The 17,889-nt window shown below is 71.3% G+C and carries 9 protein-coding genes; 4 read left to right on the forward strand and 5 right to left on the reverse strand.

Annotated elements, in window-relative coordinates; translation table 11 throughout:
• Positions 1 to 5: 5 nt before the first annotated feature.
• The 3 genes from KN815_RS03660 to KN815_RS03670 all read left to right on the forward strand — a co-directional run bounded on the left by KN815_RS03660 (position 6) and on the right by KN815_RS03670 (position 7,967).
• Positions 6 to 1,049 (forward strand): ketoacyl-ACP synthase III family protein, encoded by a 1,044-nt coding sequence (locus KN815_RS03660; RefSeq protein WP_216340101.1) that lies wholly within the window; start codon positions 6 to 8, stop codon positions 1,047 to 1,049.
• 42 nt (positions 1,050 to 1,091) lie between these two features.
• Positions 1,092 to 6,191, forward strand: coding sequence for a type I polyketide synthase (locus KN815_RS03665; protein WP_216340103.1), 5,100 nt, complete (start codon positions 1,092 to 1,094; stop codon positions 6,189 to 6,191).
• Between the two features lie 132 nt (positions 6,192 to 6,323).
• Positions 6,324 to 7,967, forward strand: coding sequence for an IS1182 family transposase (locus KN815_RS03670; RefSeq protein ID WP_216340105.1), 1,644 nt, complete (start codon positions 6,324 to 6,326; stop codon positions 7,965 to 7,967).
• Between the two features lie 101 nt (positions 7,968 to 8,068).
• On the opposite strand, the gene KN815_RS03675 is transcribed toward KN815_RS03670, so the two are convergent.
• The 5 genes from KN815_RS03675 to KN815_RS03695 are packed head-to-tail and all read right to left on the reverse strand — an operon-like array spanning position 8,069 to position 16,537.
• A complete protein-coding gene (locus KN815_RS03675) occupies positions 8,069 to 9,412 on the reverse strand; it encodes an NAD(P)/FAD-dependent oxidoreductase (RefSeq protein ID WP_216340108.1) in 1,344 nt (447 codons plus the stop codon).
• Positions 9,409 to 9,690 carry a phosphopantetheine-binding protein gene (locus KN815_RS03680; RefSeq protein ID WP_216340110.1) on the reverse strand — a complete coding sequence of 94 codons (282 nt, stop codon included), beginning with the start codon at positions 9,688 to 9,690 and terminating at the stop codon, positions 9,409 to 9,411. Before KN815_RS03680 ends, KN815_RS03675 begins: the two co-directional genes overlap by 4 nt.
• A complete protein-coding gene (locus KN815_RS03685; RefSeq protein ID WP_216340113.1) occupies positions 9,687 to 14,570 on the reverse strand; it encodes a non-ribosomal peptide synthetase in 4,884 nt (1,627 codons plus the stop codon). Before KN815_RS03685 ends, KN815_RS03680 begins: the two co-directional genes overlap by 4 nt.
• Positions 14,564 to 15,322, reverse strand: coding sequence for a thioesterase II family protein (locus tag KN815_RS03690; protein ID WP_216340115.1), 759 nt, complete (start codon positions 15,320 to 15,322; stop codon positions 14,564 to 14,566). Before KN815_RS03690 ends, KN815_RS03685 begins: the two co-directional genes overlap by 7 nt.
• 15 nt (positions 15,323 to 15,337) lie before the next feature.
• A complete protein-coding gene (locus KN815_RS03695) occupies positions 15,338 to 16,537 on the reverse strand; it encodes a cytochrome P450 (RefSeq protein ID WP_216340117.1) in 1,200 nt (399 codons plus the stop codon).
• A gap of 145 nt (positions 16,538 to 16,682) precedes the next feature.
• On the opposite strand from KN815_RS03695, the gene KN815_RS03700 reads away from it, so the two are divergent.
• Positions 16,683 to 17,888: a GNAT family N-acetyltransferase gene (locus tag KN815_RS03700; protein ID WP_216340119.1), complete on the forward strand. Its 1,206-nt coding sequence runs from the start codon at positions 16,683 to 16,685 to the stop codon at positions 17,886 to 17,888.
• Position 17,889: the final 1 nt, after the last annotated feature.

Below are 17,889 nucleotides of genomic sequence, written 5' to 3' on the forward strand. Positions count from 1 at the left end.
CTCGGTTGAATGTCACAGGCGTGTACCTCAAGAGCATCGGGGCGCACGTGCCGCGCCCCGTCAGCATCGCGACCGCGGTCGAGGAGGGCCGCTACCCCGCCCAGGAGGCCGAGCTCCACGAGCTCGGCGGGGCCGCCGTCGCCGGCGACGTCCCGGCCCCCGAACTGGCCCTGCTCGCGGCACGCCAGGCGTTCGAGCGCGCCGGGCACCCTCCACAGGACGTCGACCTGCTCCTCTACGCGAGCTCCTGGCACCAGGGGCCCGACGGCTGGCAGCCGCAGTATCTGCTGCAACGCCGTCTCGTCGGCGCGGACGTGCTCGCAGTCGAGGTCAGACAGGGCTGCAACGGGATGTTCGCCGCCCTGGAACTCGCCGCGGGCTACCTCGGCGGCAGCGACCGGGCACGCCACGCCCTGCTCGTCGCGGCCGACAACTTCGGCACACCCCTCATCGACAGATGGCGGATGGGCCCCGGCTATGTAGCGGGCGACGGGGCCAGCGCCGTGCTGCTCACCACCGAGCCGTCCTTCGCCCGGCTTCTGGCCGTGGGATCGATCTCGGTCCCGGAGGCGGAGCAGATGCACCGGGGCGCCGAGCCGCTCTTCCCTCCGGGGCCGACGCTGGGCCGCCGCCTGGACTTCGCGGCACGCAACGCCGACTACAAACGTCAGGCGATCGGCGACGGGGTCGGGACCGCGGCGCTGATCCGCATCCACCAACAGACCCTGACCGTGGTCGAGCGCACGCTGGCCGAGGCCGGCGTCGGCATCGGTGACATCACGCGGGTCGCCTACATGAACTACTCCCGGGAGATCGTCGAGCAGCGGTGCATGGCCGCACTCGGGCTGGCCATGTCCCGCTCCACCTGGGAGTTCGGCCGGACCGTCGGCCATCTGGGCGCCAGCGACCAGATCATCTCGCTCGACCACCTGCTGGAGCAGGGCGGGCTGAAGCCGGGCGACCACATACTCATGCTGGGCGTCGGCCCCGGAGTGACCATCTCCTGCGCCGTCGTGGAGATCGTCGAACCGGCCCCGTGGCACAGCTGAACGCGCAGTACACGACAACGTCGCAGGAGGCTAGGAGTCCAGATGGAGCGCCATTCACCCGCATCGGAAGAAGACCGGGAGCCGGTGGCCATCATCGGCCTCGCGTGCCGGTTCGCCGGTGACGCCGAGTCACCCGAGGCGTTCTGGGACATGCTGATCACGGGCCGGGACGGCATTACGAACGCGCCCGCGGAGCGCTGGGAGTCCTACCGGGGTCTGGGCCCGGACTACGCGTCGGCGGTACGGCAGGCCGACGTGCCCGGAGGGTTTCTCGGCGACATCGCGGGGTTCGACTCGGCGTTCTTCGGGCTGACCCCCCGTGAGGCCGAACTCATGGACCCGCAGCAGCGACTGCTGCTGGAACTGGCCTGGGAAGCCCTGGAGCACGCGGGTGTCCCACCGCGGGACCTGGCCGGTGGCGACACCGGGGTGTTCGTCGGTATCGGGTCCGACGACTACGGCCGACGCATGCTGGAGGACCTGCCGAGCATCGAGGCATGGACCGGGATCGGCAGTTCGATGTGCGCGGCGGCCAACCGCATCTCGCACCTGCTCGATCTGCGCGGTCCGAGTCTGGCTGTCGACACCGCGTGCTCCGCGTCGCTGGTCGCCACACACCTGGCGTGCCAGAGCCTCCGCGCGGGCGAGTGCTCACTGGCGCTCGTCGGCGGCGTCAACCTCATCATCTCGCCGGGGCTGACCCTGACCCTGCGGGCCGCCGGAGCCACGGCCTCCGATGGACGCTGCAAGCCGTTCGACGCGTCGGCCGACGGGTACGGGCGCGGCGAGGGTGGCGGGCTGCTCGTACTCAAGACGCTGTCCGCGGCCCAGCGGGACGGCGATCGTGTGCTCGCGGTGATCCGCGGCGGAGCCGTCCAGCAGGACGGCCACACCAACGGGATCATGGCACCCAGCGGTGACGCCCAGCGCGCCCTCGTCGCCGAGGCGTGTCGGCGGGCCGGGGTCACCCCCGAATCCGTGGGCTACGTCGAGGCGCACGGCACCGGCACCGGTCTCGGAGACCCGCTCGAGGCCGGGGCGCTCAGCGCCGTATACGGACGCGGCCGCCCGTCCGGCAGGCCCTGCCTGATCGGGTCGGTGAAGCCGAACATCGGCCATCTGGAGGCCGGCGCCGGAGTGGCGAGCCTGATCAAGGCGACGCTCGCCCTGGCGAACGAGGAGATTCCGCCCAGCCTGAACTTCAGCACGGGCAACCCTGCCATCGGCTGGGACGGCTCCGGGCTGAGTGTCGTCACCCGGCGCACGCGCTGGCCCCGGACCGACCGGCCACGCCGCGCCGGGGTCTCCGGTTTCGGCTACGGCGGAACGATCAGTCACCTTCTGCTGGAAGAGGCGCCCCTGCCGTCCGAGTACACCGAACGTCAGGAACTGGCTGCCGGCGTATGGACGTTGTACCCGCTGTCGGCCGCATCCGAGACGGCACTGCGGGCCACGGCCGAGCGGCTGGCGGAGGTGATCGCCGGGGCGGAGCCGCCGCTCGGCGCCGTGGGGCACACTCTCGCACGACGCAGATCCCATCTGGAGCACCGGGCCGCGATCGTGGCGGCCGACCGGGCGGATCTCGTCGGCAAGCTGCACGCGGTCGCCGAGGGGACACCCGCGCGCGGGACCATGGGCGGCACCAGCGACGACGGCCGTGACACGGGTGTGGTGTGGGTCTTCTCCGGACACGGCTCGCAGTGGCCCGGCATGGGACGCGAACTCCTGGCCTCCGAGCCCGCCTTCGCCTCGGCCCTGGACGAACTGGATCCGGTTTTCGTCGAAGAGGCCGGCCTCTCCGCACGGGATCTGATCCTCTCCGACGACCTGAGCGGCGTCGACCGCATCCAGATGGCGATCTTCGTGATGCAGGTGGGCCTAACGGCAGTCTGGCGCGCCTACGGCGTCGCTCCGGCCGCGGTGATCGGGCACTCCGTGGGCGAGATCGCGGCCGCCGTCGCCTGCGGCGGTCTGTCCCCGCAGGACGGCGCCCGGCTGAGCTGCCGCCGGTCCGGGCTGCTGCGCAAGGTGGCGGGCGCGGGGGCGATGGCGATGGCGAGCCTGCCGTTCGCGACGGCACACGAGCGGCTCGCCGGCCGTACGGACGTGGTGGCCGCCATCTCGGCCTCCTCCGGTTCGACGGTGATCTCGGGCAGTCCTGACGCGGTCGAGAAGCTGATCGAGCAGTGGAGCGACGACACGGTCCAGATGCGGCGAGTCGCCTCGGACGTGGCCTTTCACAGCCCCCAGATGGACGACTTGGTCGACGAGTTGGCGGCCGCCGCCGATCTGTCGCCCCGGCGGCCGCAGGTGCCGATGTACCGCACGGCCATGCCCGACCCGCGTGCCGCCGACGAGCTGAACGGCGCCTACTGGGCGGCGAACCTGCGCAACCCCGTACTGCTGACCAGCGCCACGCTTGCCGCGGTCGAGGACGGCCACCGGACCTTCATCGAGATCTCGCCGCACCCGGTGGTCGCGCACTCGGTGCGCGAAACGCTCGCCGAGCACGACGCGGACAACGGCTTCGTCGGGAGCACCCTGCGCCGCGACACGAACGAACGGGAGTCGCTGCTGACCGCCCTGGGGGCGGCACACTGCCGCGGCGTCGACATCGACTGGTCCCGGCTGCACCCGTCCCGGGAGCTGGTCATGCTGCCGCCGGTCGCCTGGCGGCGACAGCGCCACTGGCACGGTGCGGAGGTCACCGCGGTGGGGCAGGGGCTCCAGCACGATGTCGACTCGGGTGCCCTGCTCGGGTCCGAGGTACCGGTGGCCGGCCGGTCGTTGCGGCTGTGGCGCACCCTCCTGGACGAGGCCGCCCGCCCCTACCCGGGCCACCACACCGTCAACGGGACCGAGATCGTACCGGCCGCGGTGGTGCTCGCCACCTTCATGGCCGCGGCGGACAGCACGGCCCTCGACGATGTCGTGCTCAGACTGCCGCTCGTCGTGGCGGAGCGCCGCGAGGTCCAAGTGACCGCCGAGGGGAACGAGGTGCAGCTGGCTTCGGCGACGGACGACGGTGGCTGGCTGACCCATTCGACGGCCGTCGCGTCCGAAGGCGGCCCGGAGGCGGCCGCCCGGGTACGGGGGCTGCGGGCCGCCGACCCCGAGGAGGTTGTCCGCCGCCTCGCCCAGGTCGGCGTGCCCACCATGGCGTTCTCCTGGACCGTCGAGGAACTGCTGCGCGGTGACGCGGGGCTGCGGGCCCGCGTCCAGGTCGGCCCGGCGACGTCCTGGGCGCCTGTGCTCGACGCGGCGCTGTCGGTCGCCCCCGCCGTCTACGCCGGCGACCCGACCCTGCGCATGGTGGCGGGCATAGGGCTGGTACGCACCGGCCCACAGCCGCCGGAGACCGTCGACATCGAGGTCACCGAGCAGGACGAGGTGCTCGACGTGGTGATACGGGACCCCTCCGGTGAGGTGGTGGCCCGGCTGTCCCAGGTGCGTTATGCGGCGGTGAACGCCCGCACCACCCGTCCGCTGGACCTGGTGCACGAAGTGACCTGGCAGCCACTGGAGTTGCCGGACCCCACGCCAGAACGCGAGCTGGTGCTGCTCGATGTCGAGCCCGGTCTGGTGGCGGCGTTGCGCGCGTCCGGTGCGCACTGCCGGGTCGTGCACGGCCCCGACGAACTGGCGGAACTCGGCGGCCCCGTCGACGTCGTGGTGCAGGCCGCCGCGCCGGAGGCGGGCGTGTCCGTGCCCGAGGCGGCCGCACGTTCCGCGTGGCGTCTACTGGACACCGTCCAGCAGACGCCCGGATCGAGCGGCGCGCGGCTGTGGTGCGTCACCGTCGGGGTGCGTGAGAGCGTAGCCGCGGGGCACATCGCGCAGGCGCCGCTGTGGGGCCTGGGCCGGGTACTGGCAACGGAGTACGGCGACACATGGGGCGGGATCGTCGACCTCCCGGCAGACCGTCCGGCCGATGCGGCGGCGACACTGCTTCAGGTCGTGCGCTGCGCGCCGCGGCAGGACGTGATCGGGTTGCGCGCGGGAGTGGTGACCACGGCCGAGCTGCGGCGCACCGAAGCCGCGCGGAGCCTGCGCCCGCTGGCGTGCAGGCCCGAAGGGACCTATCTGATCACAGGCGGGCTGGGACGGCTCGGCCTGGAAGTTGCCCGGTGGCTGGCCGAGCGGGGCGCCCGGCGACTCGTACTGGCGGGACGCCGGGGGCTGCCGGACCGGCCGGAGTGGGACGCGGCGCACGAGCCCGATGTCCGCCGGCAGATCGAGGGCGTCCGTGCGTTGGAGGCGATGGGGGTCACGGTGCGCGTCGTGGCGCTCGACGTGGCCGACTCCGCGTCGGTGGCGCACGCCCTGCTGGAGTCGCCCGAGGCCCGGGGGCTGCCACCCATCAGCGGCGTCGTGCACGCCGCCGGTGTCCTGGACAACCGTATGGCGGCCCATGTCGACGAAGCGTCCGTACGGTCGGTGCTGCGCCCCAAGGTCGACGGGGCCTGGGTCCTGCACACGTTCTTTCCACCCGGGACCGTCGACTTCTTCGTCCTGTTCTCCTCCTGCGGCCACCTGTTGGGGCTGCCGGGGCAGGCGGCCTACGGGGCGGCCAACGCCTTTCTCGACGCTCTGGCGGCACACCGGGGCGACGCCCTCAGCCTGGGCTGGACGTCCTGGCAGGGGCTGGGCATGGCGGTCAACGACCAGGTCGACCGCGGCCTGCGGGCGCAGGGCGTCACCACCGTCTCCGCGTCCGAGGCGTTCGCCGCCTGGGACATCGCCGCTCAGATCGGCCCCGGGCACTACCCGGTACTGGGCACCCTGCCACTCGAGGCCGGCATGGACCGCGCGCCGGTCCTGAGCGGGTTGTCCGAGGTACCCGTGGACGACGCGCCGGCGGGGCTGCCGGACAGCCTGGCCGATCTGCCCGCCGACGCCCTTCGGGAGCGGGTGCTGGAGATCGTCGGGGAGCAGATAACCGAGGAGATGCGGCTGGCCGCGGCCGTGCTCGATGTCCGACGGCCGCTCGTGGAGCAGGGCATGGACTCCGTGATGACCATCATGGTCCGGCGACGGCTGGAGAAGCGGTTCGGGCAGACGCTGCCGTCGGCACTGCTGTGGCAGCAGCCGACCGTGACCGCCATCACCGAACACCTGGTGGAGCGGCTCTCCGCCGGCTGATGCGGGACACACGAATGGGGCCCGGCCGTTCGGACACTGTTGGCAAATAGTTCGGCCCCTGTGCGTGACGTCGGCCTTCATCACCTGGTTGTGGGTGGTGAAGGCCGATGGTGCGTTGTGGGGAGGGTGTCGGTGTCGCTGCGGGAACCGGGGCTGGGTGAGATTCCGGCGGAGACGGAGCGGGTGGCTCGGGCAGTGTGTCCGGACGGCACGCTGGCGATGCGGCTGCGCGATGAGTTCGCGGAGGTCTTCTCCGGGGAGGCGTTCGCCTCCCTGTTCCCATGCCGGGGTCGTCCAGCGGTCCCGCCGAGGGCATTAGCGCTGGTCACGGTGTTGCAATTCGCTGAAGGACTGTCGGATCGGCAGGCCGCTACCGCGGTGCGGGTGAGGATCGACTGGAAGTACGCGCTCGGGCTGGAGCTGACCGATACCGGCTTCGACTACTCGGTACTCAGCGAGTTCCGAGCCCGCCTGGTGAAGGGCCAGATGGCCGATGAACTCTTCGAGCAGGTGCTCCGGGCGGCCAAGGACCGGGGGCTGCTGAAGACATCGGGCCGGGCCCGGACCGATTCTGCCCGGGTCCTGGCGGCGATCCGGGCGGTCAACCATGCGGAGATGGTCGGGGAGACACTGCGGGCGGCCTTGAACGCGCTCGCCGCAGCGTGCCCGCGGTGGCTGGCCGCGCAGGTGGATACGGAGTGGTTCGACCGCTATGGGCACCGGGTGGAAGAAGCGAGGCTGCCCCGGAGCAAGGATAAGCGCGAGGCGTGGGTCGGGCAGGCCGGGGCCGACGGGATGCGCCTGTTGGAAGCGGTCTTCTCCCCGCAGGCTCCGCGCGAGGCACGATCGCTGGAGGCGGTCGAACTGCTGCGGCAGATCTGGGTGCACAACTTCCAGATCGTTGACGGCGCCGTCCGCCGACGGGACGCGAAGAACGTGCCTCCGGGCCGGTTACGGCCCTTCTCACCATACGACACCGACGCTCGCGCCGGCGCCAAGCGAGGCACCATCTGGACCGGCTACCTGGTGCAGCTGACCGAGACATGCGAGCCGGACGCGCCCAACTTGATCACGCATGTCGCCACCACCAACGCGTCCGTGAACGACGTGAAAATGATCGATGCCATCCACGCTGACCTGCGTGCTCACGGCAGGCTCCCCGCCGTGCACCTCGTCGACGCGAACTACATCGACGCCCAGGGCCTGGCCGACGCCGAAGAAGCGGGCATCAAACTCGTGGGGCCGATCCAGCACAACACCACCGCCCAGTCATCCGGCACCTTCGCCACCGACGCCTTCACCGTGGACTGGGAGAACAAGCGAGTCACCTGCCCCAACGGCAAGGCCGCCGACCACTGGTATCCGCGTGTCTCCTCGCACGGAATCCCAGTGATCCGGGTCCGGTTTCCCGCAGCCACCTGCCGGTCCTGCCCGGACGTGAACGACTGCGCGCCGTCCAAGGCCGGCAGGGGCCGGGAGATCATGCTGCGGGAGAAGGCCGCTCACGAGGCCATGAGGAAGAACCGTGCTGCCCAGCGGGACCCCGAGTGGTGGAGCGTCTACCAGCACCGACAGGGCATCGAGGCCACCGTCTCCCAAGGCGTCCGGGCCTTCGGCCTCCGGCGGTCCCGCTACCGGGGCCACCCCAAAACCCGGCTTCAGCACCTCTTCACCGCCGCCGCGATGAACCTCGCCCGGCTCGATGCCTGGACCACCGGAACCCCCAGAGCCGGAACCCGTACCTCCCGCTTCGAACGACTGCGTCCCGCTACCTGACGGCAGCGGGACGCAGTCGGGGGCCTCAATTGCCAACAGTGTCCGTTCGGCCGGGCCCCATTCGTGTGTACGGCCTCCGTGTCTACGGCTTCCTCGTCGCCTCAGAAGACCGGGGCCGAGGCGGGTGCCCGGAGGGTGCCCAGATAGGGGTGCCACAGGTGGTCGGGGTTGTTCTCCACGGCCTCCACCACCTCCCGCATCGCGCGCAGCGCCTTGGGCTCCTCGTCGTCGTACACGTCGCCCTGGAGCATCTTGAGCACCCCGGTCCGGTACTCGGGGTCCTGCACGAAGGCGGTGAACAGCACGTTCAGCCGGTAGTAGACGGAGATGAACTCGTACCAGTACCGCACCGCCCGCCGGAGCTTGCCCTCGTACGTGGCGAAGCGCGCTCGGCCGTAGTCGCCCGCCTTGTGCGCGGCGATGATGTCCTTGGCCGCCAGCCGCGCGCTGTTGAGGGCCACGCTGACGCCGCTGGAGAAGATCGGGTCGACGAACCGGGCCGCGTCGCCGATCAGCACGAACCGGTCCCCGCAGATCTGCTTCATCGCGTAGCTGTAGTCGCCCTCGGCCTTGAACGGCCGTGTCTGCCGGCATCCACGCAGCGCGTCGTGCAGATCGGGGCGGCTGCCCACGAGGTCCCAGAAGAAGCCGGCCCGGTCGGTGGCCGCCTCGCGGAATCGCGCCTTCTGCGTGACGACACCGATGCTGGTGATGTCGTCGGTGATCGGGATCTGCCAGACCCAGGTGTTCTCGACGGGCAGGAAGTGGACGAAGATGTGGTCGGCCTGCTGGACGTCGCCGGCCAGCTGCAGCCGGTCGAGTCCTTCGAACCAGGTGTGGACGACGTACTGGTCGAACACCGGGTCCGCGACCTTCACCTTGAGCTGCCGGCCGAGCATGGTCTGGCGGCCGGAAGCGTCGACGACCATCTTCGCCGTCACGTCGATCTCCGCGGGGCCGACCCGGCAGGAGAGCCGGACCAGTTCGGGGTCGGAGAAGTCCACTTGGCGCACCCGCGCCCCGTTGATCACGGTGGCCCCCTGCTCGGCGGCGTGCGCCAGCAGGATCGAGTCGAACCGGCTGCGGTCGACATGGAAGGTGTAGTCGCGGTCGACCCCGGGCTGGTCGCGCTCGACGAACTGCACATCGGCCGTCCAACCGTGGTTCAGGCCGCCGTAGCCGAGCAGCGGGATGTCACGGGTCTCGGCGGATGTCCACGAAGCGCCGTACTTCTTGGGGAAGTTCGCCTCGTCGATCTTCGGCAGGGCGCCGATCTCCGCGAGCACGGGGGTGGTGGCGGGAACGAGCGACTCCCCGACGTGTTCCCTGGGGAAGGTCTCGCTCTCCAGCACGCACACGCTCAGCCCGGCCCGGGCGAGATAGCTGCCCATGGTGGATCCGGCGGGACCGCCACCGATCACCGCGACGTCGTAGTCCGTCGTCATCCCCTTGCCCCCTCACGTGCGGCCGGCTCCGCGGTCTCGATCAGGACGCGGGCTATGGACCCGATGTCGGCGAAGGTCCGCGCGTCGATCCGGGCCAGCGGAACGGCCAGACCGAGTCTGTCCCGGATGAACCCCAGCAGCACGGCGATCCTGAGCGAATCCAGCACGCCGGACTCGACGAGCGGTGTCGTCTCGGTCAGGGCCGCGTGCTCATCGTCCGGCAGGAACTCCTGCTCGATGAATTCCTTGAGCGCGGAACGTATTTCTTCCTCTGTCATTCGACTGACTCCTCTTCTCCCTGGAGTGTGGCCGCCATCAGTTCCTCGTCCGACATCCGATCGACCTCCGCTTGGAACGCCTCCTCCACCGCCGCCGCCAGCTCCGCCACGGTCCCCCGCTCGAGCACGGTCCGCATCGGCACGTTCACCTCGAAATCGGCCTGGATCGCCGCGGCCAGCCGGATGGCGAGAATGGAATTGCCGCCGCAGCCGAAGAAGTTGCTGTGCGCCCCCACCGGGACACCGAGCAAGGTGGTGAAGAGCTCCGCGATGCGCTCCTCCACGATCCCGTTCGGTGCGGCGAGCGGGACGGCCTGCGCGGCAGGCAGCGCGGCCCGGTCGAGCTTGCCGTTGGGCGTCAGCGGCACAGCGTCGATGGCCACCACGTGGACCGGCACCATGTAGGGCGGCAGGTGCCGTGCGCAGTACGCGATCAGATCCTGCGCCGGCACCGCCCGGGCGGTCACCACGTAGCCGGTCAGCCCGCTCTCGGCGACCGTCACCACGGCGTCGCGCACCTCTGGGTGACCCCGCAGCACGGCGGCGATCTCACCGGGTTCGACGCGGTAGCCGCGGATCTTGATCTGCTCGTCCCGGCGTCCGACGAAGTCGATGTCTCCGCCCGGCAGCACGCGTGCGAGGTCACCGGTGCGGTACATCCGGGCGCCGGCCACACCGTAGGGGTCGGGAAGGAAGCGTTCGGCGGTCAGCGCGGGGCTGTTCGCGTATGCCTGGGCGACACCCGCCCCGCCCACGTACAGCTCGCCGACCGCTTCCACCGGCGCCTGACGCGATGACTCGTCGAGGACCCGCAGCGTGACACCGGGGAGAGGGCGGCCGATCGGCACGGTCGTGCCGTCCACCGGAGCGGTCACCGGGAAGACGCAGGCACCCACCGTGCCCTCGGTCGGCCCGTACTCGTTGATGAGCCGGCCGGGTCCCAGCGCCTGCCGCCACCATTCGGCCGACACCGGCGGCAGTGCCTCGCCCGCGACGACGATGGTGCCGGTCAGCTCCGGCACCCGCTCCCGCGGGATCTGCTCGGCGAGGATCTCCAGATGCCCCGGGGTCAGCTTGATGAAGGCGAACGGGGCGGCGGACAGCAGGTGGGCTCCCAGCTCCGCCAGATCCAGGTCCTGCGGAAGCAGGTGGAGCGGGCGGCCGGCCACCAGAGCGGCCCAGAGGTTGGGCACCACGAGGTCGAAGGCGACCGAGGAGAACAGCGGGGCCCCGCCGGTCCCGGGGCCGGCCAGCTCGTCGACCGCCCAGCGCACATGGCCCGCGAGGCCGGCGTGGGTGACCACGACGCCCTTGGGGCGGCCCGTGGAACCGGAGGTGTAGATCACGTACGCGGGCAGATCGGGGGCGTCCGTGCGCGCGAGCCGGACGGGCGGAGCGTCGCCGGGCCGGCTCGCGTGGACCACCTCGGCGTCGTGGACCCCGCCGAGACGTCGCTCGTGCTTCTCCTCGGTCACCAGGATGCGGGCCCCGGCATCCCTCAGCATGTAGCCCACCCGGTCGGCCGGGAACTCCGGATCCAGCGGCAGATACGCGGCGCCGGTCTTCCAGACGGCGAGCAGGGCGACGGGCAGGTCCACCCCGCGGTCCAGCAGTACGCCCACCACGGCGCCCGGGCCCGCGCCCCGGGCGCGCAACTGTCCGGCCAGCCCATCCGCGCGCCGATCCGTCTCGGCGAAGGACAGGCTGGTGCCGGCGGCACACAGCGCGAGGGCGTCGGGCGTACGGGCCGCCCGCCGCTCGAAGAGGTCGAGGACGGTCCCGGCGAACGGCGGCGCGGGGGTCTCGCTCCACCGGGCGAGGTCCTGTCGCTCCGCGTCGGGCGTGATGTCCAGGGCGTCGAGCCGGATGCCGGGGTCGGCCGCGACGGAACGCAGCAACAGCCGGAAGCGCTCGGCGAGCCGAGTGACGGTCGCCTCGTCGTACAGCGCGGTGGCGTACTCGAACAGGGCGAGCATGCTGCCGTCGGGCCGGCGCCTGAGGTAGAGGGTGAGATCGGTCTTGGCGACCCGTGACGCGTCGAGCATGACGGCCAGATCGGCGTCGTCGTCGGGCGCGCCCGTGAGTTCGGCACCGTGAAAGTCCAGTGCCACCTGGTACAGCGGAGTACGTGACAGGTCGCGGTCCGGGGCCAGGTCGGCCACCAGCCGGTCGAACGGGAGGCCCTGGTGGGCGAAGGCGTCGGCGCACACGTCGCGCACGGCCGCCAGGGACTCGGCGAACGTACGCCAGCGAGCAAGCCGGCAGCGCAGCACGAGGCTGTTGAGGAAGAAGCCGACCACGCCCTCGAGTTCCGGCCGTTCGCGCCCGGCGACCGGGGCCCCGACCGGAACGTCCCACTGGGCGGTGTGCCGGGCCAGCAGGGTCGCGTACGCCGTCAGCATCGTCATGAACGGTGTCGCGCCCGTGCCCTGGGCGAGGGCGTCCAGCGCCTCGACGACGGACGGGGGGATCGTGAGGCCCACCACCGCTCCGCGCGCGTCACGGTGGCGGGGCCGAGGCCGGTCCGGGTGCGGTGAGAGCGGCACGGACCCGTCCAGCGCCTGCCGCCAATGGTCCAGTTCGGCTGTCAGCACGTCGTCGGTGAGCTGCTCGCGCTGCCATACGGCGAAGTCGGCGTACTGCACCGCCAGAGCCCTCAGCGGCTCGGGCCGTCCCGCGAGGAGACCAGTCAGCTGGTGCTGGAACTCGCGCTCCAGCACAGCCGACGACCAGCCGTCGCACGCGATGTGGTGGATCAGCAGGACGAGGGTCGGCGGGCCGGACGGCACGCGGAACAGCAGGGCCCGCAGCAGCGGCCCGTGCTCCAGGTCGAAGCCCCGGCGGGCTTCCCCGTCGAGCACGGCGCCTACGCGGTCGCGAGCGCCGTCGACCACCCGCAGCTCCACGGGCGCCGGTGGATCGACGTACTGGACGGGCTCACCCGCCTCGACCACGAACCGTGTCCGCAGTGCCTCGTGTCGCTCGACCAGTCCGTCGAGAGCGACGCGGATCGTGCCGTGCCCGGCTCCTTCCGGAACCGGCAGGAAGATGCCCGACACCCATTCGCGGCCGGTATCGTCCATCGCGTGCTGCAGCCAGATGCGGTGCTGCCCGAACGACAGCGGCAGCGCGGCGTCGCGTCCCACCGGCCGCACCGCCTCCGCCCGCGCCGTGGTCTCCTCCAGCAGCGCGGCCTGCGCGGCCACCGTCGTCGCCGACAGCAGATCGGCGGGCCGCACGCTGCGCCCGGTGGCCTCGGTCAGCCGGTTGGCCAGCCTGACCAACTGGAGGGAAGAGCCTCCGAGTTGGAAGTAGCCGTCGTTGCGCCCGATGTCCTGCACGCCGAGCAGTTCGCGCCACAGGCCGGCCACGAGTTCCTCGCTCGCGGCCGATGCCCGGCGGTCGCCGCCGTGCTCCACGGCGGGCAGTGCGCCCTGGTCGACCTTGCCGCTCGACGTGGTGGGCAGGGCGTCGAGTTCCACGAACGCCGCCGGTACGAAGGAGGCCGGCAGTCGCCCCCGCAGGAACCCCGCGAGTTCGTCGGCCGCCGTCCCCGCGCGGAGGCGGACGTACGCGGCCAGCCTCGTGGCGCCGTTGGGAGCCTGGTAGGCGGTGACGGCGGCCTGGAGCACACCCGGGTGCTCGACCAGTGCGGTCGTGACCTCGCCCGGTTCGATCCGGACGCCGTCGATCTTGACCTGGTGGTCGACCCGGCCGAGGTAGTCGAGTCCGCCGTCGGCCCGCCGCCGTCCCAGATCGCCGGTCCGGTACAGCCGGGTGCCGGGCCGTCCGGTCGGGTCGGGGACGAAGCGCTCCGCGGTGAGCGCGGGACTGCCCCGGTATCCCTGCGCCACACCGGGGCCACCCGCGCGGATCTCCCCGTCCTCGTCGACGACCACGTGCATTCCGGCGATCGGCGCACCGATCGGTACGAGCCCGGCTCGCTGCAAGGGGTCGAACCGGTGTGCGGTAATGTCGATGCAGCACTCGGTCGGCCCGTAGGTGTTCCACACCTCCACGTCTCCCGCACCGCCCTCGACGGCGCGAAGGAAGCGCTGGGCCAGTTCCGCGTGCAGCGGTTCCCCCGCCGAGGACAGGACACGCAAGTCAGCGCAGTCGTCCCAGCCGGGTTCCTCCACCAGCGCCCGGAGCACGGACGGCACTACCTGGAGCACGGTGATGCGCTGCTCGGCGACCGCGCGCACCATGGCGGCGGGGTCGCGCTCGGCGCCCGGCGGCGCCAGGACGACCGTACCGCCGCTGACCAGCGGGGCGAAGATCTCCCAGCCTGCGGCGTCGAAGGTCAGCGGCGTCTTCTGCAGGATCCGGTCCTGCCGTGTCAGCCGATGGGTGGCGACCCGCCAGCGCACCGTGTTGGCGATGGCGTCGTGGCTGATCACCACGGCCTTGGGACGGCCGGTGGAGCCGGAGGTGCAGATCAGGTAGGCGGGATGGTCACCGGATGCGCGGCCGGCCGGGGCGAGGGGCGCGAGATCGGCGTCGGCCACCGGTTCCGTGCCGAGCAGCAGGATGGCGCAGCCCGGGACCGTGCGCTCGGGACACTCGTGGACCAGCAGCACGCCCGCCCCGCTGTCGGCGAGCACCGTCTCCGTGCGGTTCCAGGGGTCCGCGGGATCGAGCGGCACGTACGCCGCGGCCGCCTTCCAGGACGCCAGGAGGGCGACGACCATGCCGTGCCCGCGCGGCAGCCTGACGCCGACGGGGCTGTCGGGCCCCGCGCCGGCCCGGGCGAGCAGCCGGGCCACCCGGTCGGCCCGCCGGTCGAGTTCTCGGTAGGTGAGTTCGCTCGATCCGTCCACCACCGCGACCGCGTCGGGGGTCGAGGCCGCCTGTCGCGCGACGAGTTCGTGGATCAGCAATGCGCACGCTCCAGTCCGGTTTCCCAGTCTCCGAGCACGCGCGCCAGCTCCGGCAGCGTGTCATCGAAGTAGAAATGGCCTCCGGGCAGCACCCGGGTTTCGAACGGGCCGACCGTGAGCTCGGCCCACCGGGCCGCCTCCGTCGGCGTGGCCGTCTCGTCCCGGTCCCCGGCGATCGCGGTGACGGGACACGCCAGCGGCGCTCCGGGCACGTACTCGTAGGCCTGGATGAGGTCGAAGTCGAGGCGCAGGGTGGGCAGCACCAGCCGCCACACTTCCTCGTCGTCCAGGACCGCCGCCACATCGGCCTTGTCCAGGGACCGCACGTACGCGCGTAGGTCGTCGTCACCCAGAGTGTCCTGGCCGAGGGGCCGGCGCGCGAACGGAGCGCGTGATGCCGAGACGAACAGCCGCGTCAGCGGCGACGGGTAGCGGGGGCGCAGACGCCGGGCGGTCTCGAAGGCGACGGTCGCCCCCATGCTGTGTCCGAAGAACGCCGTGGGGCGGTGCAGCCGCCCGGCCAGCGACTCGGCGATCTCGTCCGCCAGCGCCGCCAAGGCGGTCGGCATCGGATCCGTCAGGCGGTCCTGCCGTCCTGGGTACTGGACCGCGACCAGTTCCACGGACGGCGGCAACAGCTGCGACCAGCTCCGGAACACGCTGGCCGAGCCCCCGGCGTAGGGGAAGCAGACCAGTTGGGCCGTCGCCTCGGGCCGGGGGTCGAAGGTGCGCAGCCACCGGGGCTCCGCCATCTGGTTCCCTCCAGATCAGTGTGCGGGTGTGAACCGGATCGGCAGACTCCGCAGAAAGCGGAAGTTGGCGCTGTCCAGCCAGTCCTGCTCCGGTGTTGCCACCTGAAGGTCGTCGGTCCTGCGCAACAGCGTCGCGATGGCGATCTCGGTTTCCATGACGGCGAGGGCGGCGCCGAGGCAGTAGTGGATCCCGTATCCGAAGGACAGGTGGTCGTGCGCTCTGCGCCGTACGTCCAGCCGGTCGGGGTCCGGGTAGTGCAGCGGGTCCCGGTTGCCCGAACCGAGGACCAGCGCCACCGACTCCCCCGCCCTGATCCGCTGCCCGCCCACCTCGATGTCGGCGAGCGCCACGCGCGAGGTGAACTGCACCGGACTGTCGAACCGGAGGAATTCATGCGCGGCCCCCACGCCGAGCGCCGGGTCCTCACGGAGAATGCGCAATTGATCCGGCGAATTGATGAGGGCCAGTACGGCATTACCGATGAGGTGGGTGGTCGTCGCCTGCCCGGCATCGATGAGCAGGAGAAAATTGGCGAAGATCTCGTTCTCGCTGTAGTCGGCACCGTCGAGCTGGCCGGAGATCATCCGGCTGAACAGGTCGGTGGCCGTCCCGTCGCGGCGGGCGCGTTCCCCCTCGGCGAACGAGTCGCGCAGGGCGTTGATCCGGGGAATCTCCGCCTGGGACTGGGTGAAGAACTCGTGCAGCAGCCCCTGCCAGTTCTCGAGGAGATGGGAGTGACGCTCGTCCACCCCCGCCAGCTGCCGAATGACGTCGCGGGTCAGCGGCTCGGAGAAGTCGTGGATGACATCCATGCGGCCGCCGGGCACCGCACGGTCGAGCAGGTCGTTCACCGTCGCTTCGACGACCGGGCGCATCTCCCGGATGAAGCGCGGCGTGAGTCCGGGCCGGATGAGCCGGCGCAACTCGCCGTGCCGCGGTGGCTCGTTGAAGAGCATCATGTCGGCGAGCGCGTCCCGCAGCGGGGCGAGGCCCACCTTGGTGGCGCCGGGCAGCTGCTCGTAGAAACTGTCGATACGCGCACCGGAGAGCCTGCTGTCCTTGGACAACGTGGTGATCTCCGCGTGCCCCAGGACGATCCACGTCCGCATCCAACTGTCCCACTGGACGGGTCCGGCCTCACGCAGGGCACGGTACAGCTCGTATGGATCGCTCCATTCACTGTCGAAGAGTCGAAGCAGGCTGGGAGAACGCACGGAATCCACCTCGTCGATACTCCAGGGGAATCTATATTTCGCCCCTACCCCGGCTATTCCGGCGGGTCCGGAGCTCCACGTATAGAGCCGCCATAGCAGACGCCCGGAGGATTCGGGGAATTACATCTCGAGAGAAGGACGGCTCATGACCGAGGTCGACGTCCGAGTTCTTGACAATTCAGAGCGCAGAGCCGCACACGACGTGGCCAGAGGAGCCCAGCACCTCGCCGCGGTCTCCGACGGCGAGTGGGCGTACGTACGAGATCTTCATGAGCACGGGCCGGTTCTCGGCGCCTTCCTCGGTGAGTCGTTGGCCGGCACCGTCCGCCTCATTCCCTCGGGACTCGCGCTGCCCGGCGGTGTCACGGTGCCCATGGCCGCGACGACGGGCAGCGGCGTTCGTGCCGACCGCACAGGGCGCGGTGTCTTCACCGGACTGAGGCGCGAGAGTCTTCGGCTGGCCGCGGAACAGGGTTTTCCCGTCATGGGGAACCTGGTCACCGGGGCGATGCTCTACGGCCGGTTCGGTCACGGCGTCGGCACGCGGTCCCGCGCCGTGCGCCTGAACCCCCGGGAGGCCCGGCTGCGGCCCGAGGTGCCCACCGACGGAGACGTACGGCTGGTCGACCCCGAGGCCTCGATCGGTCTGCTGCCCCGGCTGTACGAAGGGCTGGGCCCCTACCGGCCCGGCGTGATGGATCGTTCCGCCCACTGGTGGAGGGCCAAGTGGGAGCGGCTGGTGCGCGCCGGGAAGTCCCCCTCGGTCGCGGTCCACCGTGGTCCGGACGGCGACGACGGCTTCGCCGTGTACGAGGCGAAGCGCAGCGGACCCGGCCCGCGTGTCACCTTGATGGTGACCGACTTCCACGCGGCCCGTCCGGAGGCCGTCGCGGGCCTGTGGCGTTTCCTGCTCGGCATCGACCTGGTCGAGGAGGTGTGCGCGCGGCGTCGGCCGACCGACGAACTCGTCGAGGGAATGCTCGTGAACTGGCGGGCCTGCCGGACCCATGCGCTCGACGACGACCTGTGGCTGCGACTCGTCGATCTGCCGAAGGCGCTGGACGCACGCGCCTATGGGGACGGCGACCCGCTGGTGGTCGGCGTCGTCGACGACGTGCTGCCCGGCAACTCCGCGAACTACCTGATCTCACCGGCCGGGGCGGCGCCGACGGAAGAGCGGCCGCAGCTCACCCTGAGCGTGCAGGCATTGGCCATGGCCTACCTGGGCACGATGAGTTTCGCGGCCCTGGCCTCGGTCGGCAGCGTGCGAGTGCTCGACGACAAGGCTCTGCCGGGCGCGGACCGGCTGTTCGGCGCGCGACCGGCGGCCTTCTGCGGAACCCTCTTCTGAG

Origin of the sequence: Streptomyces niphimycinicus (assembly GCF_018883605.1) — a bacterium.
In the GTDB taxonomy this organism is placed as follows: Bacteria; Actinomycetota; Actinomycetes; order Streptomycetales; family Streptomycetaceae; genus Streptomyces; species Streptomyces niphimycinicus.

What these genes read in the sequence shown, in the direction of transcription:
- KN815_RS03675 (WP_216340108.1), bottom strand. Translation starts at nt 9,412, where the DNA reads ATGACGACGGACTACGACGTCGCGGTGATCGGTGGCGGTCCCGCCGGA.
- KN815_RS03665 (WP_216340103.1), top strand. Translation starts at nt 1,092, where the DNA reads ATGGAGCGCCATTCACCCGCATCGGAAGAAGACCGGGAGCCGGTGGCC.
- KN815_RS03690 (WP_216340115.1), bottom strand. Translation starts at nt 15,322, where the DNA reads ATGGCGGAGCCCCGGTGGCTGCGCACCTTCGACCCCCGGCCCGAGGCG.
- KN815_RS03680 (WP_216340110.1), bottom strand. Translation starts at nt 9,690, where the DNA reads ATGACAGAGGAAGAAATACGTTCCGCGCTCAAGGAATTCATCGAGCAG.
- KN815_RS03700 (WP_216340119.1), top strand. Translation starts at nt 16,683, where the DNA reads ATGACCGAGGTCGACGTCCGAGTTCTTGACAATTCAGAGCGCAGAGCC.